The organism is Collinsella sp. TM10-22, assembly GCF_003466125.1.
GTDB lineage: Bacteria > Actinomycetota > Coriobacteriia > Coriobacteriales > Coriobacteriaceae > Collinsella.
The window spans coordinates 204,768-228,639 of the sequence record NZ_QSOC01000002.1 but is presented as its reverse complement, the minus strand read 5'-3'; the positions used below and the strand labels follow the sequence as shown (position 1 = coordinate 228,639).

The 23,872-nt window shown below is 60.8% G+C and carries 18 protein-coding genes and 2 tRNA genes; 18 read left to right on the top strand and 2 right to left on the bottom strand.

Features of this window, described 5'->3' with window-relative positions; all coding sequences use genetic code 11:
- Positions 1 to 177 precede the first annotated feature (177 nt).
- The 7 genes from DXD94_RS02930 to DXD94_RS02900 all read left to right on the top strand — a co-directional run bounded on the left by DXD94_RS02930 (position 178) and on the right by DXD94_RS02900 (position 8,237).
- Positions 178 to 2,313 (top strand): ribonuclease R family protein, encoded by a 2,136-nt coding sequence (locus DXD94_RS02930; RefSeq protein WP_117763188.1) that lies wholly within the window; start codon positions 178 to 180, stop codon positions 2,311 to 2,313.
- Between the two features lie 177 nt (positions 2,314 to 2,490).
- On the top strand, positions 2,491 to 3,096 hold the full coding sequence (locus DXD94_RS02925; protein WP_117734384.1) for a recombinase family protein: 606 nt from the start codon (positions 2,491 to 2,493) through the stop codon (positions 3,094 to 3,096).
- Positions 3,097 to 3,341: 245 nt separating this feature from the next.
- Entirely contained in the window at positions 3,342 to 4,193 is an 852-nt protein-coding gene (locus DXD94_RS02920) for a MurR/RpiR family transcriptional regulator (RefSeq protein WP_117763187.1), read from the top strand.
- A 10-nt stretch (positions 4,194 to 4,203) separates the two neighbouring features.
- Positions 4,204 to 5,127 carry an N-acetylmuramic acid 6-phosphate etherase gene (gene murQ, locus DXD94_RS02915; RefSeq protein WP_117763238.1) on the top strand — a complete coding sequence of 308 codons (924 nt, stop codon included), beginning with the start codon at positions 4,204 to 4,206 and terminating at the stop codon, positions 5,125 to 5,127.
- Between the two features lie 57 nt (positions 5,128 to 5,184).
- Complete coding sequence (locus DXD94_RS02910; protein ID WP_117763186.1) at positions 5,185 to 6,615, top strand: PTS transporter subunit EIIC; 1,431 nt, start codon at positions 5,185 to 5,187, stop codon at positions 6,613 to 6,615.
- Between the two features lie 117 nt (positions 6,616 to 6,732).
- Entirely contained in the window at positions 6,733 to 7,785 is a 1,053-nt protein-coding gene (locus DXD94_RS02905; protein ID WP_117734387.1) for a MupG family TIM beta-alpha barrel fold protein, read from the top strand.
- Between the two features lie 92 nt (positions 7,786 to 7,877).
- Positions 7,878 to 8,237: an arsenate reductase family protein gene (locus tag DXD94_RS02900; protein WP_006235321.1), complete on the top strand. Its 360-nt coding sequence runs from the start codon at positions 7,878 to 7,880 to the stop codon at positions 8,235 to 8,237.
- Positions 8,238 to 8,309: 72 nt separating this feature from the next.
- Here DXD94_RS02900 and DXD94_RS02895 read toward each other — a convergent pair whose 3' ends face one another.
- A complete protein-coding gene (locus DXD94_RS02895; protein WP_117763185.1) occupies positions 8,310 to 8,720 on the bottom strand; it encodes a hypothetical protein in 411 nt (136 codons plus the stop codon).
- A 276-nt stretch (positions 8,721 to 8,996) separates the two neighbouring features.
- Between DXD94_RS02895 and DXD94_RS02890 the strand changes: the two genes are divergently transcribed.
- From DXD94_RS02890 to DXD94_RS02865, 6 genes are all read left to right on the top strand, one after another.
- A tRNA-Gln gene (locus tag DXD94_RS02890) sits at positions 8,997 to 9,070 on the top strand.
- Positions 9,071 to 9,087: 17 nt separating this feature from the next.
- A tRNA-Glu gene (locus DXD94_RS02885) sits at positions 9,088 to 9,164 on the top strand.
- A gap of 97 nt (positions 9,165 to 9,261) precedes the next feature.
- Positions 9,262 to 10,179: a hypothetical protein gene (locus tag DXD94_RS02880; protein ID WP_117629560.1), complete on the top strand. Its 918-nt coding sequence runs from the start codon at positions 9,262 to 9,264 to the stop codon at positions 10,177 to 10,179.
- Positions 10,169 to 10,639 carry an SsrA-binding protein SmpB gene (gene smpB / locus DXD94_RS02875; protein ID WP_006235325.1) on the top strand — a complete coding sequence of 157 codons (471 nt, stop codon included), beginning with the start codon at positions 10,169 to 10,171 and terminating at the stop codon, positions 10,637 to 10,639. The genes DXD94_RS02880 and smpB overlap by 11 nt, the downstream gene beginning before the upstream one ends.
- Positions 10,640 to 10,794: 155 nt before the next feature.
- Entirely contained in the window at positions 10,795 to 11,298 is a 504-nt protein-coding gene (locus tag DXD94_RS02870) for a flavin reductase family protein (protein WP_117763184.1), read from the top strand.
- Between the two features lie 89 nt (positions 11,299 to 11,387).
- Entirely contained in the window at positions 11,388 to 11,531 is a 144-nt protein-coding gene (locus DXD94_RS02865) for a rubredoxin-like domain-containing protein (RefSeq protein WP_035137395.1), read from the top strand.
- Between the two features lie 152 nt (positions 11,532 to 11,683).
- Here DXD94_RS02865 and DXD94_RS02860 read toward each other — a convergent pair whose 3' ends face one another.
- Complete coding sequence (locus DXD94_RS02860; RefSeq protein WP_117763183.1) at positions 11,684 to 12,940, bottom strand: Nramp family divalent metal transporter; 1,257 nt, start codon at positions 12,938 to 12,940, stop codon at positions 11,684 to 11,686.
- A gap of 522 nt (positions 12,941 to 13,462) precedes the next feature.
- On the opposite strand from DXD94_RS02860, the gene gltB reads away from it, so the two are divergent.
- From gltB to DXD94_RS02835, 5 genes are all read left to right on the top strand, one after another.
- Positions 13,463 to 18,160, top strand: coding sequence for a glutamate synthase large subunit (gene gltB, locus DXD94_RS02855; protein WP_117763182.1), 4,698 nt, complete (start codon positions 13,463 to 13,465; stop codon positions 18,158 to 18,160).
- A 5-nt stretch (positions 18,161 to 18,165) separates the two neighbouring features.
- Complete coding sequence (locus DXD94_RS02850) at positions 18,166 to 19,647, top strand: glutamate synthase subunit beta (protein WP_117763181.1); 1,482 nt, start codon at positions 18,166 to 18,168, stop codon at positions 19,645 to 19,647.
- 415 nt (positions 19,648 to 20,062) lie between these two features.
- Positions 20,063 to 20,770 (top strand): hypothetical protein, encoded by a 708-nt coding sequence (locus DXD94_RS02845; RefSeq protein WP_117763180.1) that lies wholly within the window; start codon positions 20,063 to 20,065, stop codon positions 20,768 to 20,770.
- Between the two features lie 357 nt (positions 20,771 to 21,127).
- On the top strand, positions 21,128 to 22,204 hold the full coding sequence (locus DXD94_RS02840) for a hypothetical protein (RefSeq protein WP_158564782.1): 1,077 nt from the start codon (positions 21,128 to 21,130) through the stop codon (positions 22,202 to 22,204).
- A 249-nt stretch (positions 22,205 to 22,453) separates the two neighbouring features.
- Positions 22,454 to 23,824 (top strand): amidohydrolase family protein, encoded by a 1,371-nt coding sequence (locus tag DXD94_RS02835; protein ID WP_233540301.1) that lies wholly within the window; start codon positions 22,454 to 22,456, stop codon positions 23,822 to 23,824.
- Positions 23,825 to 23,872 lie beyond the last annotated feature (48 nt).

Genomic DNA, 23,872 nt, shown 5'->3' with positions numbered 1-23,872 from the left:
CACCCCTTCCAACGGGTCGTCTCTTATGGGGCGGCCCGTTTTTTGATCCCTAGGGAACGGCAGGATTGCGGATCATCGTGGCGCTGGTCTATCTATGTGACCGTTTTCCTCCGCCCCCTAAGGACCATTTGGGTAGACTCTTGGGGTGTAAACGACCATCGATAGTTAGGAGGCGCCATGGGGCGCAATAATAAGCATAAGCGTGGAGCTCGCAATAAGCGCGGGCCGGTGCGCAGCGAACGCCGTCCGAGCCTGACCGGACGCGTGCAGCTCCATGAGCATAGCGCCTACGTTGTAACCGAAAACGGCGACTACAAGGTCATGGGTCGCGGTAAGCGCGAGATCATGGATGGAGATACCGTTGCCGTGAGCATTAAGAACAGCCCACACGGTGAACGGCGCGCCGTGATCGAAGGCGTGGTTGAGCGCGCAGCCATAAGCGTGGTGGGCACGTACCAGACCGCCGGTCCGCTCGGTGTGATCGAGCCGCTCGATTCGCGTCTGAAGGCCGACTTCTTCATTCTGCCCGAGGATACCTCGGCGGATTGTCTGGGCGTCCACCCGGGTGATGCCGTTGTCGCGCGCATTTTGACCTACCCGACGCGCCTGGAATCGGGCACCGTGACGATCGAGCGCCGCATTGGCGGAGATGGCGCGCCCGATTTGGGCGTTCAATATGTGATGGCGCGTTACGGCTATACCGATAGCTATCCCGAGGCCGCGCTGGACGAGGCCGAGGGACTTTCGCTCGATGTGACCGCGGCGCTTAAAGATCCGCTTCGCCGCGACCTGCGCGACCGCTTTGTCATCACGATCGACCCGGTCGACGCGCGTGACTTTGACGATGCCATTTCGCTGGAGCGCACACCCGGGGGCGGCTACAAACTGGGTGTGCATATCGCTGACGTTTCTCACTATGTGGCTTGGAACGGGCATATCGATCTTGAGGCTCGCCATCGTACGACATCGGTGTATCTGGCCGATCGCGTGCTTCCCATGCTGCCCGAACGCCTGTCCTGTGACCTGTGCTCGCTTCGCCCTGACGAGGACCGTCTGGCGTTTACCGTTGACATTGAGCTCGATGCGCAGGGCCACGTTCGCCATTACGATCCGTACCCCAGCGTGATTCGCTCGCGTGTGCGCATGGATTATGACGGCGCCGAGGCGCTGCTGGTGCGTGCCGGCGCGGTTGAGTATTCGGTGCTGGAGGGTGCGGCCGAGGATGTTGCGGCTGCCGAGACCTCGCGCGAGGAAGCGCTTGAGCGCGGTCTTGCGTGCGAGGAGGCCGCTCGCGGCTGCAACGTCGATCTCGGCGATTTCCTTGTCGCCGCCAACGAACTCGCCGAACTTCGCCGTCGCATTCGTCGCGCCCGCGGCTCAGTCGATTTTGACACGGCCGAGATCCGCGCTCTATTGGATGAGGACGGAGTACCCATGCAGATTGTCGCGCGTGAGCGTTCGTGTGCTACGTCGCTTATCGAGGAAGCCATGCTGCTCGCCAACGAGTGCGTTGCAGAGTGGCTGGCAGACCGTGATATCGAGGCCTGCTATCGCGTGCATGAGGATCCGAGCCCCGATAGCCTGCACGGTGCCGCCGTTGCGCTGGCGCAGCTCGGCATCATCGACGATCGCCGTGCTGCCGGTATTGCCCTGGGGAGTCCCGATGAACTACAGGCTGCAGTTGATGCTGCCGCCGGTACGGCCAACGCACCGCTCGTCAACACGCTGCTTCTGCGCAGCATGCAGCGCGCGCTGTACAAACCGCGTAACGAGGGCCACTTTGCGCTCGCCGCGCCGTGCTACTGTCACTTTACGAGTCCCATCCGTCGCTACCCCGATCTGGTGGTGCACCGCGTGCTCAAACTGCAGTTGGCATACGAACAGCTGGGTGGGAAAGACGCCTTAGTGCGTACGCCCAGGCTGATCGGAAAAGGCCGGGAGTCGCTTCCGCGCATTCTGCCGCAAACATGCCGTGCGTGCAGCGATGCCGAGCGCGCGGCCGACGCCGCCAGCCACGCGACGCAAAAGATCAAGATTGCCCAGTACTACGAGGATCGCCTGGGCGAGCGCTATGCCGGAACGGTCTCGTGGGTTAGCAGCATGGGTCTCTTTGTGCGTCTTGATCTCACGCAGGTTGAGGGATTGGTTTCCATCAAGAGCCTGGGCAACGAGTGGTTCGAGTTCGACGAGGACGCGCTTACGCTGACGGGCGCCGACACGGGCGCTCGTTACGAGCTGGGGCAGCGCGTGATCATCGAGGTCTCGCGCGTCAATACCACGCGCGGGCACTTGGACTTTAAGCTTATCCATTAGCTAAATCCCGACTCGTGGCGGGAGAGCGGAGGGCGGTCTTTCGGGGCCGCCCTCCGCATTTGAATCGTGGCTACCTTGCCGTCTGCTCGGCCGCCCGCTTACCTGCTATTTGAGAGGTAAAACCTACCAAAATAAACCTATCCCTTTTTGGCAGGTTTACAAGAAAGCGGGGATGAGATGGCGACGGTGTACGGTTATGCGCGGGTGAGTTCGCGCGATCAGAATCTTAATCGGCAGCTGGATGCGCTGGGCGCCTATGGCGTGGGCTCGGCGAATATTTATGCCGACCATGCGAGCGGCAAGGACTTCGATCGACCGCGTTATCGCGAGCTGCTGCACGTCCTGGGAGACGGGGACGTGCTGGTGGTGCTTTCTATCGACCGACTTGGTCGTAATTACTCCGAGATTCTTGAGGAATGGCGACGCATTACCAAGGAGCTCGGAGTTGCCATTGTGGTGTTGGACATGCCATTGCTTGACACGCGCGCCAGGGCCAGCGGCGCGCCGGATGTGACCAACACCCTGATTGCCGATATAGTGCTGCAACTGCTGAGCTACGTGGCGCAGGTGGAGCGCGAGAATATCCATCGGCGCCAGGCGGAGGGAATTGCAGCGGCACGGGCGCGAGGGGTCCGTTTCGGTCGACCTCGCAAGCCGTGCCCTCCTCAGTTTGAGCTGGTGCGCGATAGCTATGAGGCAGGCGATATTACCCGCAGCCAGGCGGCAAAGCGCCTGGGCGTGTGCGTGGGGACGTTCGATCGCTGGATGCGCGAGTCGGGGTAGGGGTTTGCGGCACGTCCGATTGGCGCCCACGCGAGGCGGTATCGGTAACAGCCTTGTTACCGATAATGCGACCTCGTTGAATCATTTTGTGTCGCGCGTATTTCCGAGCGGTCGGATTTGAGGGGCGAGCGGTAGAACGCTCGCCCTTTGTGCGCCACGATTCGGCACAATGTACCGTAAAAGCTGTTTGTATCCGGTACGAATCGTTCGTTGGTCTTTAATTCTTCTCAACGGAGGTGTTTGAGATGGCAAACGGATTGCTTTTGCGGCTTCGCGAGCGTGAGCTCAGCGCGAGCCCGGCGGAACGCAATGTCATCGCATATGTAAGCGCTCATCCGCACGAGGTGGTCGGGCTGTCCGTCCGCGGTCTTGCCGATGCCACGTTCTCCTCGCCCTCGAGCATTTTGCGCTTTTGCAAGCGCTTGGGTTTTGCGGGCTACAAGGAGTTCCAGCGCGAACTGATTGCCGAGCTGGCGCTCTTGGGTGACAAGAAAGACGTTGCCCTCGAGGACATCTCCATAGATGACAGCGTCGAACGCATCGTGGGGAAGGTGATGAAAAGCAACGTGCGCACGATCGAGGCGACGGCGCGAACGCTCGATTACACCGTCTTGGAGCGATGTGCGGCCCATCTTAAGCGGGCACGTGCGGTCAATCTGTTCGGTATCGGTGCCTCTCGTTTGGTCGCACACGATCTGGCGCAAAAGCTCATGCGTGTCGACAAAGAGTGCCATCTGTACGACGACTGGCATGATCAGCTCTTGTGTGCCAAGAACATGCATGAGGGCGATATGGCAATCGCCTTTAGCTACTCGGGCTTGACGCAAGAGGTGCTGGACTGCACCGCCGAGGCCCAACGTCACAACTGTCCCGTTGTGGCCGTGACCAAAGTAGATGGATCATCCAAGCTTGCCACCATGGCCGATGCCGTGCTCGGCGTCGCTGCGAGTGAGCCCTTGGTCCGCAGCGGTGCCATGGCTTCGCGTATGGCCCAGCTTATGGTTGTCGACGCCCTGTACGCTGCTTACGTTGCCAGCGACTACGAACGGGCGACGCATGCCATTAAGCAAAACTACATCGAGAAACAGGAAAGATGAGGTGAATGAAATGCTCGATTTAACAAAATTCACGACCGAACAGCGTAATCAAAGGTCTATGGACCTCGATACGATGACATCGCTGCAAATCGTCACGACGATGAACGATGAGGATCTTCGTGCCGTCCAGTCGGTCACAAAAGTGCTGCCCCAGGTTGCCACAGCAATCGACTGGGCTGCTGAGGCACTCGAGCGCGGCGGGCGCGTCTTTTACATGGGCGCAGGCACCAGCGGTCGTCTGGGCGTACTCGACGCTTCGGAGTGTCCGCCCACGTTTGGCGTGTCACCCGATCTGATTGTCGGGCTCATTGCCGGAGGCGAGACGGCGTTTATCAAGGCTGTCGAAGGTGCCGAAGACAGCGAGGAGCTTGGCGCGAACGACCTGCGAGAGCGTGGACTCTCGGACAAGGATTTTGTCGTTGGCCTGGCAGCAAGCGGCCGTACTCCTTATGTGGTGGGCGGCCTTGTGTACGCCAAGGCAATTGGGTGCAAGACCATTGCAATTGCCTGCAACCAAGGGTCGAAGATCGGGGAGAGCGCAGATCTTGCCATTGAGCCCGTGCCCGGTCCCGAGGTGCTGACCGGCTCAACGAGGCTCAAGGCGGGAACGGTTCAAAAGCTCATCCTCAACATGATTTCGACCGGTGCCATGGTCAAGATCGGCAAGGTATACCAAAACCTGATGGTCGATGTGCAGCAGACGAACGAGAAGTTGGTGGTGCGCGGCCAGAACATCGTGATGGAGGCGACCGGCTGCACGCGCGAGCGCGCTGTTCAGGCGCTTGCAGATGCCGACGGCCACGTAAAAACCGCTATTGTCTCGGTACTGCTGAACTGCGATGCCGAGCAGGCTGCGGTAGCTCTTGAGCGGGCGCGCGGCCATGTTCGTGCTGCGGTGAGTGGCCATGAGAAGAACAATGCCGATGCCCAATAGGTGCGCGGCGTGAGCTGATATGACATCCAAACGAGATACCCAATACAAGGAGGAGTTATGACGAACAAAGAGCTGGCTCAAAAGCTGCTGGACCTTTTGGGCGGTAAAGACAACGTGCTCGCAAACGCGGCGTGCATGACGCGCCTGCGCGTGACCGTCAAAGACACGGGCAACGTCGACACGGAGGGTATTAAGGCACTCGACGGCGTGATGGGCCTGGTCGAGGACGACACGATGCAGATCGTGCTGGGTCCGGGCAAGGTGAATAAGGTGCTCGAGGAGTTCTCCAAGCTCACCGGCCTTGCGAAAGGCGTTGCTGACGAGAGCGTGGTTGACGCTGCGGCCACAAACAAGGCCGCGCAGAAGGCCAAGTACGAGTCCAAGCCGGTTCAGGCCTTCCTCAAGAAGATTTCCAATGTCTTCGTCGCCCTGCTTCCCGGCATCATTGCGGCTGGCCTCATCAACGGTATCTGCAACGTCATTAACGTCTCGACGGCAGGCGCGCTTGCAGGCGAGTGGTGGTACCAGGGCATTCGTTCCATGGGCTGGGCCCTGTTTGCCTATCTGCCCATCTTGGTGGGCTATAACGCGGCTCGTGAGTTTGGTGGCTCCGCTGCGCTGGGCGGCATCGCCGGCATGATGTGTATCGCCAACGGTGCTATGCCCCTGCTTGCGCCTGGCGCGGCTGATCCTGCCGCTGCCATTCTGCTGCCGCTCACTAATGCGCAGTACAACCCCGCAGCGGGCGGCATGATCGCGGCTCTCATCGCTGGTGCATTTTTTGCCTGGATGGAGCGTCAGATTCGCAAGGTTATGCCCAACGCACTCGACACGTTCCTGTCCCCGCTGCTGGTGCTCATCATCGGCGCCTTTGCTCTGATGCTCGTCATCCAGCCGGTTGGCGCATGGCTGACGACTGCCATCTTTAGCGTTTTGACCTTTATCTTCGAGAAGCTGGGCGTCCTGGGCGGCTATATCCTGTCGGCAGGCTTCTTGCCGCTGGTGTCCGTCGGCCTGCATCAGGCGCTCACGCCGATCCACGCTATGCTCAACGATCCCGACGGCGCTACCAAGGGTATCAATTACCTGCTGCCCATCCTTATGATGGCTGGCGGCGGCCAGGTCGGTGCCGGTCTGGCGCTGTACTTTAAGACCAAGAACGCCAAACTCAAGAAGTACGTCGCCGAGTCCATTCCCGTTGGAATCCTGGGTGTGGGCGAGCCTCTGATGTATGCTGTTACGCTGCCGCTCGTTCGCCCGTTTGTGACGGCCTGCCTGGGTGCCGGATTTGGTGGCGCGCTCGCGGCGCTGCTTCACATCGGCACGGTTTCTCAGGGCGTTTCCGGTCTGTTTGGCCTGCTGATCGTCGTTCCTGGCCAGCAGCTCGGCTACGTTGCCGCTATGCTGCTTGCCTATGCCGCCGGCTTTGTCCTGACGTGGTTCTTTGGCGTCGACGAGCAGAAGATCAACGAGTTCTTTGGCGAGTAGTTTGATATCGCGAGCTGTGTTGCTCAGAGCTCGCGGCGCGCGGCAGATTTCTTGATGCTATGGTTGTGCCGGCGGGGCTAACTGCTCCGCCGGCCTTTTTTAAAGGAGCGTTGAAGCGTGAAAACGGGTATTTCGATTTATCTTTCCAGCCCTCTGCAGGATATTGAGCGGACGATTGAGCGTGGTGCTGCGGCGGGTGCGCGCTATGCGTTTACCTCACTGCATATTCCCGAGGATGGGGGAGCGGCGTATGCCGATAAGGTCCGTCATGTGCTGTCGCTGCTTTCCGCCCGCGGCATTGCGCTCATTGCCGATGTGGGGCCGCGCACGTGCGATTTGCTCGGGCTTGAGCGCATCGAGGACCTGCGCGATCTGGGGTTGGAATACCTTCGTTTGGACTATGGCTTTAGCGCCCAGCGGGTCGCGGAGCTGTCCGGTGTATTTCGCATTGTGGTCAATGCATCGACGGTGAGTTCTGATGAAATCGCATCGTGGCGTGAGGCCGGTGCCGATGTGACTCGTTTTGCCGCCTGCCACAATTTTTACCCCAAGCCTTATACCGGCTTAGCTCTGGAGGACATTGCTCGGGTGAATCTTCGTCTTGCGGCGCTTGGATTCGAAATCATGGCTTTTGTGCCGGGTGATGCTAACGTTCGCGGGCCGGTATTCGAGGGGCTGCCGACGGTTGAGGCGCAGCGCGGTCGCGCGTCAAAGGTTGCCCTCAACATGCTTGAGCTCGCACATGGCGCCGATTGCGACATTGTGTTGGTCGGCGACCCCGATCTTTCCGATGCGGGCTGGGCGCAGTTTGCTCAAGTTTCCGCCGGATACGTGGACCTGCAATGCGAGCTTGAGTCCAGTTATGCCTATGTACGTGGGCAGATTCATCACGACCGGCCCGATTCGAGCGTCCTCATCTTTAGGTCTCAGGAGTCGCGCACGACGCATAAGCCGGATTCCGTGCCGACAGATGCCGGAGCCGGCCTGCCGCGAAAGGCGGGGTCGATCGCTGTGAGCAATAGCGGCTATGGGCGCTACGAAGGCGAGCTTGAGATTGCTCGGGTCGATCTTCCCGGTGACGAGCGCATGAACGTTGCGGGCCATATCACGCCCGAGGCAATGGAACTGCTGCCGTTCATCAAACGCGGATTCGGGGTACGGTTCGTTTAGCGTGTGACCCGTGGGCTACAATTGGGCCATCGTGCGAAGGCGCCTCGTGTGGCGTGTGCCTGCGTTGGCCGATCTATATTCGGAGGATTCCCATGACTGTACTGTTTGTTGAATATCCCAAGTGCTCGACCTGTAAGAAGGCTAAGGCATGGCTGGACGAACACGGGGTAGAGTATATCGACCGCGATATCGTTTTGGACAATCCCACGGCTGATGAGCTTGCGACCTGGATTGCTCGTTCGGGGCTGCCGGTGCGGCGCTTCTTTAATTCGTCGGGCATGAAATATCGAGAGCTGGGCCTGAAGGCGCGTCTGGATGCAGGCATGACGGATCGGGAGTGCTACGAGCTGCTGGCGACCGACGGCATGCTGGTCAAGCGTCCGCTGCTGGTGGGCGACGACTTTGCGATTCCCGGCTTTAGGGAAGCGGCTTGGGCCGAGGCGTTGCTGTAGCGGCTGCGGAAAGTGCGACCCGTTTTGAGCGCTCGGGGCGGGACGTGTTTTCCATCGGCGGGCTCGCTCGGCTCAATCCTCGAGCTGTGCCCATTCGTGCGGATCGTAGACCTTTACGTGCTTGTTGGGCTTGCCGCTCCAGTACTCCTCGTCCATAAAGGGCAGATATGCCTGAACGCCGGGGCAGATAAAGGGAATCCGCTGCTGTTGCAGTCGCTCGCGCTGGCGCTGCTCCAGGTGCGCCTCGGATATGACGGTCGGCATACCGGACAGCTCGACGAGGCTTGCCTGGATTCGCTTAAGGTCGGGGAGTCCCGCGTGCCATGACATCCGCATGATCAAAAATGAGGCGCGGCGGTAGTTTGCCTGCATCACCGTGATGGCGGGGCGCAGTGTGGGATGGATCTTGTCCCGTTCGGGCCAAAGGTCAGCAGTGATCTCGAGGCCCAGGGTCTCCCATAGGTAATCAAGCTCTTCGTCCACGGCGCCTCGATATCTACGCGATCATTGATACTTCGATTGTGTTGCCTGGTGCTATCGTTTTCGCGGTAGAATCTGCCAACGGTTGACGGCTACCGCTCGCGGCGTTTTGCCCTTCGTGTACAGCGGTCGGCTTCACAGGTCCTTCACGGGTTGGACTAAAGTAGGCCAATTTGGCTGAATTTTAAAAAAGTCAAAATTGGGGCTTGCGTCACGGCGGTACTTCCCGTATATTTCTTTCTTGCGCAAAGGCACAGCCGAGCGCAGCGATGCAGTCATTGGGATGTCGTCTAATGGCAGGACAGCGGATTCTGGTTCCGTCAATGGGGGTTCGACTCCCTCCATCCCAGCCATTGCATTTGCTACATATGGCCCGTTCGTCTAGCGGTTTAGGACGCCGCCCTCTCAAGGCGGAGATCACCAGTTCGAATCTGGTACGGGCTACCAAAATTGAACGCCCGGGCCTCGTAAGAGACCCGGGTTTTGTGTATTGACCGATATTTAAGGCGCGCGTTGAGTCTGCCGCCCGGACCGAGGAGTTGTCATGGACCTGCCTATCAGCTTGGAAGATATCACGTATGCCGAGAACTATCTGGCGCAGGGCGACCTGGCTACGGCGACGCCGCTGCTGGAGCGTCTGGTTGAGCTCGCCGAGGAGTATATCGACGCTGAGTGCAAGACGGAGGAGAAGCGCCAGTACTTTAGCTTCGATAGTAAGTTTGAGCGTCTGGCCTATCGCCGCGTGGAGAAGGATCCGCGCGAGCTGGTGCAGGTCGAGGTTCCCTTTGACCGCCTGTACTCCGACATGGCGTTTGCCTACATCCGCCAGCAGGATTATGTGAGTGCTCGGAATGCCCTGATGCAGGCCGTGCGTTGGGATCCCATGAACTGCAACTATCGCTTGGACTTGGCCGAGCTGTTCCGTGCGCTCGAGGACAAGCAGGAGTGGGCATCGCTCTCGTTCTCGGTGCTGGAGCGCGCGAGCGACGGTAAGTGCGCCGCACGCGCCTACACCAACTTGGGTCAGTACTTCTTGGAGCCCGAGACCGAGAACATTTCGGCTGCCGTGGGCTGCGCGCGTCTGGCGCTGCGCCTGGCGCCCAATGATGCGCATACGACGCGCCTGCTCAATAAGATCCATACCACCTATCCGGATGCCGCCGATGAGAGCGACGACCACGTGATGGGTGAGCTCGCCCTGCAGGGCGTGCCGACCTCACCTTCGGCCGAGATCGCCATCTGCCTGATCATGTGTGCGACCGACGCTGCGAGCGACGGCGACAAGCAGGAGGCTACGCGCCTGACGGTCCGTGCCCGCGACCTGGTGGGCGAGGAGGCATGCGCGGCGATCATTAAGCTGGTGCGCGAGAGCGATGCCGAGCTTAACGCCGAGCGCAAGGCAAAGCGCGAGGCTGCGGGCTCAAACGCCGACGACGTCAAGGAGGCCGGCGATGCCCAGTAAGCGCGAGCGCAAGCTCATTTCCAAGAATCGCTCGGCGCATCACGAGTACTTTATCGATGAGACGTTTGAGTGCGGCATTGAACTGAGCGGCACCGAGGTCAAGTCGATTCGCGAGCGCGCCTGCCAGATCACCGATACCTTCGCGCTGATCCGCGGCGGGGAGTGCTGGCTCGTCGGCCTGCATATCCACCCTTATAGCCATGGTGGCGTGTGGAATCGCGATCCCGACCGTCGGCGTCGTCTGCTGCTGCACCGCAAGGAGATCGACTTTCTTGACGGCAAACTTCGCAACCGTGGTTATGCGCTGGTTCCGTTGGAGCTCTACTTTAATACCGACGGTCGCGTAAAACTGCTGCTGGGTCTGGGCCGCGGCAAGAAGCTCTACGACAAGCGCGAGGATATGGCCAAGCGTGACGTTCAGCGTGAAATCGATCGCGCGCTTAAGGAGCGTAATCGCTAGGAACGAATTTGCGGGGAGCTGCCCTGCTGTGCCCGTCCCGTCTTCCTAACTTTTTTGACACATTTGCCTCAAAGGCGGCGTCCGTTATGGGCGGCGCCTTTTTTGTGGGTACATACAACCGTGAGGTTCGATCCCGGGTTAGGGGAGTGATTGTTATGGACAAAACTGCGTTCTTTACCATGCCGAGCGGACTGTACGTGGTGAGCGCCGCGGCAGACGGGCTGCGCGCCGGCTGCGTCATCAACACAGCAGTGCAGGTGACGTCCGCGCCGCCACGCATCTCGGTTGCCGTGAACAAGGATAACGTTACGTCTGGCGTTATCGCGTCTGCCAAGGCCTTTGCACTGACGGTGATCGACCAGACGGCTGATATGCTCTACGTTGGCAACTTTGGCTTCCGTACCAGCAGCGACTATGACAAATTTGCCAAGTACGAGACGCGCGAGACCGCACTGGGCATGCCTTATGTTCCCGAGCATGCGGCGGCGCTGTTTAGCTGCCGTTTGATTGACACCGTGGATGTGGGCACGCACCTGCTCTTTATTGGCGAGGTTGAGGATGCCGAGCGCTTGAGCGACGAGACTCCGTTGACCTATGACTACTACCACAAGGTTCTGAAAGGTAAGACGCCGCCCAAGGCTTCTTCGTATCAAGGCTAGAAATGTTTCGAAAGTACTTGCATTATATTATTGAGAACATATACTGATAAATGAAGTACACCAGCAGTCACGTTCGAGAGGAGAACATCATGGCTGAGGAGAAGAAGACGTATAAGTTCGTATGCACCGTTTGCGGTTATGAGGTAGAGGTCGACACGCCCGAACTGCCCGAGGACTACGTGTGCCCGGTCTGTGGCGTCGGTCCCGATCAGTTCGAGCTTGTCGAGGAGTAGCTCGTAGACACACGGCTTGCAGTAACACATAGCTCTGTCCAAGGGCCCCGGTCGAATTCTCGGCCGGGGCCCTTTTGATTTATCTGACGGTTTAAAACGGTCTCACGTGTTACAGATTAAGACGTTATATCTGGACAGTCACGCCATCTCAATTACATTCCCGTTAGCAGCACGATGTCGAGAATCGTCACGATGGCACCGATCCCTACGAGCAGCGCGTTGAGCGGGCGCGAGTTGGCGTATTTGCCCATGACGCGGCGTGAGCTGGTGAGCCGTATGAGCACAAAGACCGTAATCGGCAGCTGAAGCGACAACAATGCCTGACTCCAGATGAGACCTTCAAAAGGATTTGGGACGACCAGACACGCCGCCACTGCGCCGGCGAAACAGGTCGCCACCCCGATCGAGGAATGTCGGTCGTGGATGTCGTATTCCTCGTCGAACATGCCCGCGGTGATGGTTCCCGCCGCCATGCCTGCCGTCACACTACTCGAGAGGCCTGCAAACAGCAGTGCCACCGCAAAGATGGTCGAGCTTGCCGGGCCCAGAATGGGGGAGAGCGTGGCCGCTGCGACGGCGATGTCGTCTACGACAATGCCGTGCGCAAAGAAGGTCGTTGCGGCCAGGATGACCATGGCCGAGTTGATTGCCCAGCCCACGCCCATCGAAAAGAGCGTGTCGAAGAGCTCGTAGCGCAGACGCTCTTCGATAACCTGCTCGCCTTGGCCTTCGAAGTGCATGGATTGGATGACCTCGGAGTGCAGGAAGAGATTGTGTGGCATAACGACCGCGCCTAGGACACTTACGATAATCGCTACCGAGCCAGTGGGCATACTGGGCGTGATCCAGCTTGCGGCGGCTTGCGGCCAGTCGACCTTGACCAGCGCAAGCTCGGCCAAAAACGAGAGTCCTACCACGCCTACGAAGGCGATGATCCAGCGTTCGGCACGCTTGTAGGAGTTCGTCATCAGCATCGCCATCGATACTGCCGCCACGATGACGCAGCCCGCACGCACGGGCAGCCCAAAGAGCATTTGAAGGGCGATTGCGCCGCCCAGGACCTCGGCCATGGCGGTGGCGATGGTCGCGAGATAGGCGCTGCCGAGCACCGCGCGTCCCACGATGCGGGGGAGGTAGCGTGTCGTGGCCTCGGCAAGACAGACGCCCGTGGCGATACCCAGGTGTGCCGCGTTGTGCTGCAGCACAATGAGCATAATCGTGGACAGCGTGACGATCCACAGCAGCGCGTAGCCAAACTGCGAGCCCGCGGCCATATTGGAGGCCCAGTTGCCCGGGTCGATAAAGCCGACGGTCACGAGCAGCCCGGGACCGATATGCCGCGCAATGTCTAGGCCTCCGTGACCACCGGTGCGCGGGGAGCCAAAGTGATGTTTGAGATGGTTGAGCATGGCGCGCTCCTGCGTGCCGTTTGTTTGACGCCACAAAGTATACCCGTTTTAGGCTCGAAAGTTAACAAAGACTAACAAAATTGCCGTATTTGAATAGGATAGTGAAAGGGGGCTGCCGAAATGTCTTGATCTGTAACAACTGGGGATGGAAATTGGGCCTAGGTGTTACAGATCGAGACAGGAAGAAATGGTCCTATGGAAAATCTCGACCTGTAACAGCTGACCGCCAAAGCCGGCCCTTCGTGTTACAGATTGAGATGTTCGGAATTGTCTCTCGAAAACATCTCAATCTGTAACAGTAAGTCGTCGAAATTGGGTCTTCCTGTTACAGATTGAGATGTTTGAAGCGGTGAGCTTACAGGCCGAACTTGGGGCCCTTGTTGTCGCCCTTGAGGTCGGCGGTGTCCACTCGTAGGGCGTGCGTTACGCGATTGTTTCGAAACGGGCGGGAAACACAGCGGGCCGGCGATGCTCCTAGTATGCCTATTCAACTGACTGTCTTATATCTAGGGGAGGATCGCGATGCAGGCAGATTCCGCTCAGCAGCAGGGCCTTTATCGCCCCGAATTCGACCACGATGCATGCGGCATCGGCGCGCTTGCCGATATCAACGGCGAGCGCCATCACCAGATTCTGGACGACGCGCTGTCCATTTTGGTTAACTTGGAGCACCGCGGCGGCACGGGACTCGAGAAGAACACCGGCGACGGTGCCGGCATCCTGTTCCAGGTTCCGCATCACTTTTTTCGAAAAGAGGCCCAAAAGTGCGGCCAGATTCTGCCGACAGAGGGCGACTATGGCGTGGCCATGCTGTTCTTCCCGCAGGACGACAAGGGCGTAGAGGATGCCCGCCGCGTGTTTGAGGAGGGCTGCGCCGAGGCCGGCGTGCCGCTGCTCTTTTGGCGCGAGGTACCGGTCGACCCGCACGACCTGGGCGAGACGGCCCGCGCCTGCATGCCTACTATCTTGCAGGCCTTCCTGCGCCGTCCGGACGACACGCCCGCCGGCGATGCCTTCGAGCGCCGCCTGTACGTGTGCCGCCGTACCATCGAGAAGAAGGCCGACGCTGAGTTCGCTCTGCGTGACAAGATCTTCTACGTGTGCTCCATGAGCTCGCGCACCATCGTGTACAAGGGCATGCTGGTCGCCACGCAGATGCGTCGCTTCTTCATCGACCTCAACGATGCCGCCGTCAAAACGGCTGTGGCGCTCGTCCACTCGCGCTACTCCACCAACACCACGCCCAGCTGGGAGCGTGCGCACCCCAACCGTTTTATCATTCACAACGGCGAGATCAACACCCTTAAGGGCAACGTCAACTGGATTCGCGCCCGCGAGCCCAACCTGTACAGCCCCGTGCTGCAGCACGATCTTGAGCGCGTGATGCCCATCATCAACCGCGAGGGTTCCGACTCCGCGATTCTGGACAACGTTCTCGAGTTTTTGGTTATGAACGGTCGCCCGCTTACGCGTGCCGCATCCATGCTGTTGCCCGAGCCGTGGGACCACAACGACAGCCTGAGCGAGGAACGTCGCGCCTACGACGCCTACCAGTCCATGCTCATGGAGCCCTGGGACGGCCCGGCCGCCATCGCCTTTACCGACGGTCGCACGCTGGGTGCCGCCCTCGACCGCAACGGCCTGCGCCCCGCCCGCTACTACGTGACGCGCGACGGCCGCTTTATGCTGGCGAGCGAGGTGGGCACCATCGAGGTGAGCCCCGAGAACATCCTGACGAGCGGCTGTCTGGGACCGGGCCAGATGCTCGAGGTCGATTTTGCCCGCGGCCGCGTCATCTACAACGACGAGCTGCGCGCCCGTTACGCCAAGGAAAAGCCCTATCGCGACTGGATCGACGAGGAGACGCTGACCGTCGACGCACTCGACAAGCCCGCCGCGCCCGCGCCCGCCGAGGACGCCGAGGTGCCCGCCGCCGTGCGCATGGCCAAGCTCGGGTATCACTGGGATGATGTTGACGAGGTCGTGCGCCCCATGGCCCAGCAGGGCAAGGCGCCGCTCGCCTCAATGGGTATCGATGCGCCGCTGGCCTGCCTGTCCAAGAAGACGCGCTCGTTCTTTGACTACTTCTATCAACTATTCGCTCAGGTCACGAACCCACCCATCGACGCCCTGCGCGAGCATATGGTCACCTCGACCACGCTCTACCTGGGCAACCACGGCAACCTGCTCGAGGACTCCCGTACGGCCTGTCAGCTGGTGCGCCTGGAGCGTCCGCTGCTGAGCGAGGAGGAGTTTGACCGCATCTGCGCCATCGACCGCGTGGGCTTTAAGACTCGCCGCTTCCGTGCCGTCTACCGCCGCGACGCCGGCGAGGGCGCACTGCAGGCTGCGCTCAAGCAGCTTGCCGAGGACGTTGAGGCTGCGGTCCGCGACGGCGTGAACATCGTGGTGCTGAGTGATCGTGCCGCTGCGGGCGAGGTGCCCGTGCCGTCGCTGCTCGCCGTGGGCTGCGTGCACAACCACCTGATCCGCGCCGGCGTGCGCACCTTTGCCGACATCGTGGTGGAGTGCGGCGATGCCGTGTCTCCGCACGACTTTGCGGCACTGGTGGGCTACTCCGCGAGCGGCATCTATCCGTACAACGCACATGTGTGCATCCGCGATCTGGCGGCACGCGGCGACCTGGACATGACGGCCGAGCAGGGCATCGCCAATTACAACAAGGCTGCGACCGCCGGCATCGTCTCCATCATGTCCAAGATGGGCATCTCCACGGTGCAGAGCTATCATTCCGCGCAAATCTTCGAGGCCGTGGGCTTTACGCCGGAGTTCGTCAACGCGTATTTCGCCGGCACGGTGAGCCGTGTGGGCGGTATGGGTGTCGAGGACGTCGAGCGCGAGCAGAATGAGCGCTATGATGCCGCGCTTGCCATCCTTAAGAGCCCGGCTCCCGATCAGCTGCCCACACTGGGCCTGACCAAGTGGCGCCCGTTCGGTGGTGAGGATCACCTGATCGACCCTCAGGCCGTCTACCTGCTGCAGACCGCCTGCCGTGAGGACAGCTACGACACCTTTAAGGAGTACAGCGCCCGCCTGCACCGCACCGGTCGTGCCGTGCGCCTACGCGACCTGCTCGACTTTAATGCCAGCGGCCGCACGCCGATTTCGCTCGACGAGGTGGAGCCCGCGCTCAACATCGTCCGCCGCTTTAACACCGGCGCCATGTCGTACGGTTCCATCAGCAAAGAGGCACACGAGTGCATGGCCATTGCCATGAACCGCCTGCACGGCCGCTCCAACTCGGGCGAGGGTGGCGAGGATCCGCGTCGCGAGACCCCGCTGGCCAACGGCGACTCCAAGAACTCCGCGATCAAGCAGGTGGCAAGTGCGCGCTTTGGCGTGACGAGCCGCTACCTGTGCAGTGCCTTCGAGATTCAAATTAAGATGGCCCAGGGCGCCAAGCCCGGAGAGGGCGGCCACCTGCCCGGCAAGAAGGTCTATCCCTGGATCGCCGAGGTCCGTCAGTCCACGCCCGGCATCGGCCTGATCTCGCCTCCGCCGCACCACGACATCTACTCCATCGAGGACCTGGCAGAGCTGATCTTTGACCTTAAGAACGCCAACCCCGGCGCGCGCGTGTCGGTCAAGCTGGTCAGCGAGGCCGGCGTCGGTACCATCGCCACCGGTGTGGCCAAGGGTGCTGCCGACAAGATCTTGATCAGCGGCCACAATGGCGGCTCGGGTGCCGCTGCGCGCGACTCTATCTGGCATGCGGGTCTGCCGCTGGAGCTTGGCCTTGCCGAGGCCCAGCAGACGCTGCTGCAAAACGGCCTGCGCTCGCGCGTGGTGCTCGAGGCCGACGGCAAACTCATGGACGGCACCGATGTCGCCGTCGCCTGCTTGCTGGGTGCCGAGGAGTTTGGTTTTGCGACCATGCCGCTCATCTCGATGGGCTGCCTCATGCAGCGCGACTGCCAGCAGGATACCTGCCCGGCCGGCATCGCCACGCAAAACTGCCGCCTGCGTCGTGGCTTCCGCGGCAAGCCCGAGCACGTCGAGCACTTTATGCTCTTTGTTGCCGAGCAGCTGCGCGAGGTCATGGCGAGCCTGGGCTTCCGCACCGTCGACGAGATGGTCGGCCATCCCGAGTGCCTGCGCCAGATCGAGGTCCCGGGCAACCGCAAGGCCAACCTGCTCGATCTGTCGCCCGTGCTGGCGAGCGCGACCTGCGAGTTCGGTGCCCACATTCCGGGTGCCGACGGTCGTCACTTCCTGCCGCAGATGGCTGCCGACAGTGAGCTCGACAAGACGCTCGACTCCACGCTGTTTGTGCCCTACACGGCCGATGCTCGTGCGCACCTGCGTCCGATTCGCTTCCGCGCCGATATCGCAAACGTCAACCGCTGCGTTGGCACCATTCTGGGCAACGCGGTGACCAAGGCGCATCCCGAGGGCCTGCCCGCCGGCTCCATCACCATCGATTGCGATGGATCGGCTGGTCAGAGCTTTGGCGCGTTCCTGCCGCGCGGCATTACGCTCAACGTGTGCGGTGACGCCAATGACTACTTTGGCAAGGGCCTTTCGGGCGGCGAGGTGTCGGTGCGCCCCAACCCGCATGCGACCTTCAAGTTCGACGAGAACATCATCGTGGGCAACGTTGCGTTCTTTGGCGCTACGAGCGGCCGCGGCTTCATTAACGGTCTGGCCGGCCAGCGCTTTGGCGTGCGCAACTCCGGTGCTACTGTGGTGGTCGAGGGCTGCGGCAACCACGGCTGCGAGTACATGACGGGCGGCCTGGCGCTCATCCTGGGCGAGGTCGGGCAGAACTTCGCCGCCGGCATGACAGGTGGCGTGGCCTATGTCTTTGACCAGTACGGCACGCTCGATGCCCGTGTGAACCACGAGAGCGTTGAGCTCAAGGCCCCGACGGCCGGCGAGCTGGCGCAGATTCGCGCGCTCATCCAGGAGCACGTGGACGCGACGCAGAGTCCGCGCGGCATCAAGCTGCTCTACAGCTTTGAGACGATGAGCAAGCATTTTGTGAAGGTCATTCCGACCGAGTACGAGCGCGTGCTGGCGATTGTCGCCGCGGGCGAGGCTGCCGGGAAGACGCATGCTCAGGCCGAGGAGCTGGCGTTTGACATCGTGACCGGTCGCGCGAGTGCCGCGGATGTTGCTCGCTTCGATGCTGCGGGCGATGCTGCGGGCGCTGCGTCCGTGGCTGCCAGCTCTGTTGCTTCGACCAAGAAGGAGGCGTAAGTGCCATGGGTAAGCCCGGTGCTTTTCTTGATATCGATCGCGTGACCCACGAGCTTCGCCCCGTGGAGGAGCGCAGCCATGATTTCGATCCGCTGTACGTGGAGTTCGACGACGATGCGCGTCGCGCCCAAGCGAGCCGCTGCATGATGTGCGGTGTGGCGTTTTGTCAGATGGGCGCGAGCTTTGGCAAGGCGCGTCCGAGTGGCTGCCCACTGCACAATCTGATTCCCGAGTGGAACGAGCTAGTGTATCGCGGCCGCTGGAACGAGGCTGCCGAGCGTCTGTCACTCACCTCGCCCATGCCCGAGTTCACGAGCCGCGTGTGCCCGGCGCTGTGCGAGGCCGCGTGCAACCTGGGTTCGGTCGACGGCCAGCCCACGACGATTCACGATAACGAGCGCGCGATTAGCGACCATGAGTGGGCCAACGGCGGTCCGCGACGCTTTGAGCCGGCGGGGGAGGATGCGCCCACGGTCGCCGTGGTTGGTTCTGGACCGGCTGGTCTGGTGGCTGCATGGGAGCTTGCGCGTCGCGGCGCCCGTGTGACGGTGTTTGAGCGCGATGACCGCCCGGGCGGTCTGCTCATGTATGGCATTCCCAACATGAAGCTCGAGAAGTCCGTGGTCGAGCGTCGCGTGGCGCTCATGCGTGAGTTGGGCATTGTGTTTGAGCTGAGCGCCGATGTGACGGACCCTGCGGTGGCAGCCAAGCTCGATGGCTTTGACGCTGTCGTGGTGGCTGCTGGTGCCCGTGCCCCGCGCGGGCTTTCGGCTGCGAACATCGAAGTGCCCGGCGTGGTGTATGCCGTGGACTACCTGACGGCTTCGACCGTCTCGCTGCTCGATGGTGGCGAGCTCGCGGTGGACGCTCGCGGTCTGGACGTCGTGGTCATTGGCGGCGGCGATACCGGCAACGACTGCGTGGGTACCGCCGTGCGCCAGGGTGCGCGCAGTGTGCGCCAGTTTGAGTTTTTGCCGGCCGCGCCCGATAAGCGCGCGGCGAGCAACCCCTGGCCGCAGTGGCCCAACGTTAAGAAGACCGACTACGGCCAGCAGGAGGCTATCGCTGCGATGGGTGGCGAGATGCGTGCCTGGGGCGTGGATACGCTCGAGGTGCTGCTGGACAAGAAGGGTGCGGCTGCGGGCCTGCGCGTGGTCGATCTGGATTGGTCGGCGGGAAAGCCCGAGCACATCGCGGGCTCCGAGCACGAGGTGCCGGCGCAGCTGGTGCTCATCGCCTGCGGCTTTACGGGTCCGGAGCACAGCGTGTTCGAAGCTGTCGGCGTGCCTGTTGCCACGGCCGGGCGACCTCTGCCCGTAATGGCTGCCGAGGGTTCGCATCGTGCAGCTCGCGTGGATGGCGTTGCTGCGGATGCCGCGCCGGTGTTTGTTGCCGGCGACGCCCGCAACGGCAGCTCGCTCGTGGTGAACGCCATGGCCGACGCCCTGGCCTGTGCTGCCGAAGTTGCAGACGCGCTGGAGCTGTAAGGTAGTCGCCCACAATCGAATCAACAAGGGCTGTCCCCAACTGCCGGCACAAAAGGAACGTCCCTAAGTGCCGGCAGTTGGGGACGTTCCTTTTCTGTCGGCATTCGGGGACACTCCTTGCGGATTTGCGAGCGATTTGCTCGTTTGTCGACGTACGGGTGTTCATTTGTCGACTTTTTGGGCTGTGGTCACCTGTTGTTTCTGTGGTGGCTGCGGGCATCTGGCTCAAAAGGTCGGGTTGGCTGTCTATGTCTACCTGCGGTTTCTTTGCGGTGCGCTCATTCGGTCAAGCTTTTCGTCAAGTGTTTGGTCAGCATCTGGTTTGCAGCCGGAGGCCTATTTTGCCCGCGCTTGCCTCGGTTGCTCGCCCTCCTCGTAAGCTCAAATTGAGGTCCATCAGTTTGAGGAGGATGCCATGACTGACCAAGTTTTTGACCGAGCAGAGCTGGCCGAAGCCGTCGGCAACGATATTGCCGACATGGCTCACTTTTGGATGCTGCGGAAGTTCCAGTTTTTGGAGTCGGCGCGCGAACAGTTCGAGATCATTGTCGATCCGTGGCTCAGCTATTGCACCGAACCTTCTCAAAACGAAATCATGGCCTACAACATGGCGTTTACCGATTGGCTGCTGTTTGAGCGCCCCTATCGCCATGGCGAGACGCTGCTCGAGCTATATGTGGATGAGCCGCCAGCATCGATTTTGCCAGCCTCGCTCAAGCGGCTCGAGCAGGTGCGCGACACGCAGTACTTCTCTCGCTTTGGCATTTTGGATAAGGATCCTGCGTCCGGCATGGTCGCGCTGAAGGACACACGCACCGACCATCGCTTTGATGTCTACAATCCCCATATCGTGCAAAAGGAGCATTGGAATGACGGCGCGATCGCGGTGCGCATCGCGTGCGTTGACGATGTCTGGCTTGCGGTGGGACAGCTCTACCTATATGACATCGCGCGCCTGAACGACACGGCGGTCGACGGGCCGGGTGCGGTGCATCCCGAGGATCTGCAGGACGGCTTTGACACCTCGTGCATCAGCTTCTTCTTGCGTCTGGTCCGCGACATCATGGGCGCCCAGGGGCGGTACGTAAAGTCCCTCAACATCTACGAGCAAGAGTGGGAGTAGGGGATGGGCAGCTGTCGCCTGCCTTGCCCTCTGTCTTTATGTCTCGATCAGTAACGTTTAGGGACAAAAAACCGGTCTACCTGTTACAGATCGAGACGAATGCTTGGGCGCCGCTGGTTTGTCTAAATCTGTAACGTTTAGGGGCCTGGAGAACGTCTAACTGTTACAGATCGAGACGTTTGGCACCTGGCTGGGGGAATGTCTCAATCTGTAACATCTACAGGCTGAAAGTCGACCTTACTGTTACAGATTGAGACAAAGGTTGGACGCACGACTGAAAATCTCGATCTGTAACAACTAGAGGCTCAAAGACTGTCTTCCTGTTACAGATCAAGACATTTGTCAGCGGAGGCAACGGTGACGATGGTCCATTTGTCTGACGTGGTGGTGATGGAAGTGTCTAATACCGTTTTCAAACACAAGCATACGACTCGCAACACGTTGGCACGGAACAGGATGCTCGCGCGGCTCACGGAGGCGACCGAGCAAGGTGCACTGCTCGCAACGCATGACAATGCCGAGCTCATGTGGCTGCGACGCCATGTTGGAACCGACGATATCGCGGAACCCGAGTCGTATCTGTTCTGTTTTCAACATGATTGGGATACGTTGACACCGGCGGAGCGAGCGCTGCGTACCATCAAAGGGCTTGCGAAGTTTCATCCAGATTGGGTGTTTTGGGGTTATGACGCGGCACTTTTGTGGGGTTTGGAGGTGCCGAATGATCTGCTCGGGCCGCGTTTTCTTGTTAAGACGGGTTGTTCAGTGACGTTGAGCAGCGGGTGCAGGTTGTTGCGTCCACAGGTGGCGGGCACGCTCGAGCGTGTTGATGGCGTGCGGGTGACGTCGTTTTGGCGCACGGTGGAGGATTGCTTGCTGCGTGCGCCGTTCTCCTACGGGTTGGCGATTGCCGATTCTGCACTGCGGGCGAAAAGTGTATCACGTGGGGATTTGTGCGAGCGCCTCCGCGCCGATTGCGAGGGCAGGCGAGGGTATCGCAGGGCACAGGTGATCGCGTCGTATGCGGACGGGCTGTCCGAAAACGGCGGCGAGTCGCGGTTCCGAGCGTTCTTTATTGCGTACGGCTTTCCGGTTCCGGAGCTGCAGGTGGAGTTTCGCGACCCGCTCGATCCGAGCCAGGTGTTTCGGGTTGATTATTTCTGGAAGCTCGAGGACGGGACATGTGTCATCGGCGAGCTCGACGGGAAGGGAAAGTATACCCTGCAGGATGGTGGGGATCGGGAGTCGATCGACCCATTCGTGGCAGAACGTCAGCGAGAGTCTCATCTGACGATGCTCGGGCACAAGGTGCTTCGGTTTACGTTTGATGAACTCAAGAACCCGGGGAAACTGGCTGAAAAGATGAGACTGGCGGGAATTCAACAGCGGGCCGATCTGGCTGAGGAATGGAGACGCCAGTGGTATGGGTGCTAAGGGGTGCAACTGACGCGAATGTGGTTGTTCCTGCCGAGTTTGTCTCGATCTGTAACATCTAGTGGCCCAAAATCCGGGTTTACTGTTGCAGATCGAGACGTCCGGCACGCACGGCTGGGACATCGCCGCGCTGGCCTCTCTATCCTCGCATCCTCCCTTTTCTCCGTTAACCGATACATCGGCTGCATCTCCGTCGCCTTGGGCGATAATGGACAAATGTTCAAGTTAATCGTGAGGGAGGAGCTCGATATGGCGTCTGCCGATCGTTCCACGTTGTTTATCAATGCGACCGTCCTGGATGGTTCGGAACATATGGAGTCGCAACCCGATATGGCCGTGACTGTTGAGCGCGGCGTCATCACCTGGATGGGGCCGAGTGCTGTGGCGCAGGCGCCCGCGGGTGCCGAGGTCATCGACCTGGGTGGTGCGTATCTCATGCCCGGTCTCATCAATATGCACGTGCACCTGTGCGGCTCGGGCAAACCGGTCTCGGCCGGCGATGCGGGAGCGCTGATGAAGAAGCTCGACAATCCCGTGGGCCGCGCCATCGTTCGCCACATCCTCAAAGGCAGCGCCCAGCAGCAGCTGGCAAGCGGCGTGACTACGGTGCGCGGTGCGGGTGACCCGCTGTTTGCCGACATCGCCGTGCGCGATGCTATCGATGCCGGCAAGTATCAGGGTCCGCGTCTGGTAGCGCCGGGAACGGGCGTTACAGTGCCGGGTGGCCACGGCGCGGGGCTGTTCGCGCAGGTCGCCAATACGCCCGACGAGGCGGCAGAACAGGTGCGCGACTTGTACGCGCGTGGTGCCGACGTCATCAAGTTGTTCGTGACGGGTGGCGTGTTCGACGCGACCGAAGTTGGCGAGCCGGGCGTGCTGCGCATGCCGATCGATGTTGCCGCGGCGGCGTGCAAGGCGGCGCACGAGGTGGGCCTGCCGGTTATGGCTCATGTCGAGAGCACCGAGGGCGTGAAGGCCGCGCTTGAGGCCGGGGTCGACACGATCGAGCACGGTGCCCCGATGACGCCCGAGATCCTGGAGCTGTATCGCGGCGCCGCGGGCACACAGCTCGAGGGACGCGCGCCGAGCGTGACCTGCACGATCAGCCCGGCGCTGCCGTTTGTATTGCTCGACCCGGAAAAGACCCATTCGACCGATACACAAAAGAAGAACGGCGACATCGTGTGCTCGGGCATCATCGAGAGCGCCCGTGCCGCGCTGGAAGCTGGCGTTAAGGTGGGCCTTGGCACGGACTCGAGCTGCCCGTTCGTGACGCAGTACGACATGTGGCGTGAGGTGGCCTATTTTGCCAAGTACGTGGGTGTGAGTAACGCCTTCGCGCTGCATACGGCCACGCAGGTCAATGCCGAGCTGCTGGGGCTGGGCGGCGAGACCGGCACAATCGAGTGCGGCAAGGCCGCCGATATCCTGGTGACGCGCAAGAACCCGCTCGATGACCTGTGCGAACTGCGTGAGCCGGCGTACGTGATGTGCCGTGGTGATCTGGTGCGCAAACTCAAGGTGAAGCGTATTCCCGAGGTGGACGCCGAGCTCGACACGATTATGGCCATGCCGTCCGAGGCACTGGCCGAGGAGCTCGCCCGCGACGGCGTGGCATAGGTGTGACAAAGGGGCAGCTCCGTTGCCGCATGCAAAAAGCCGAGGTCT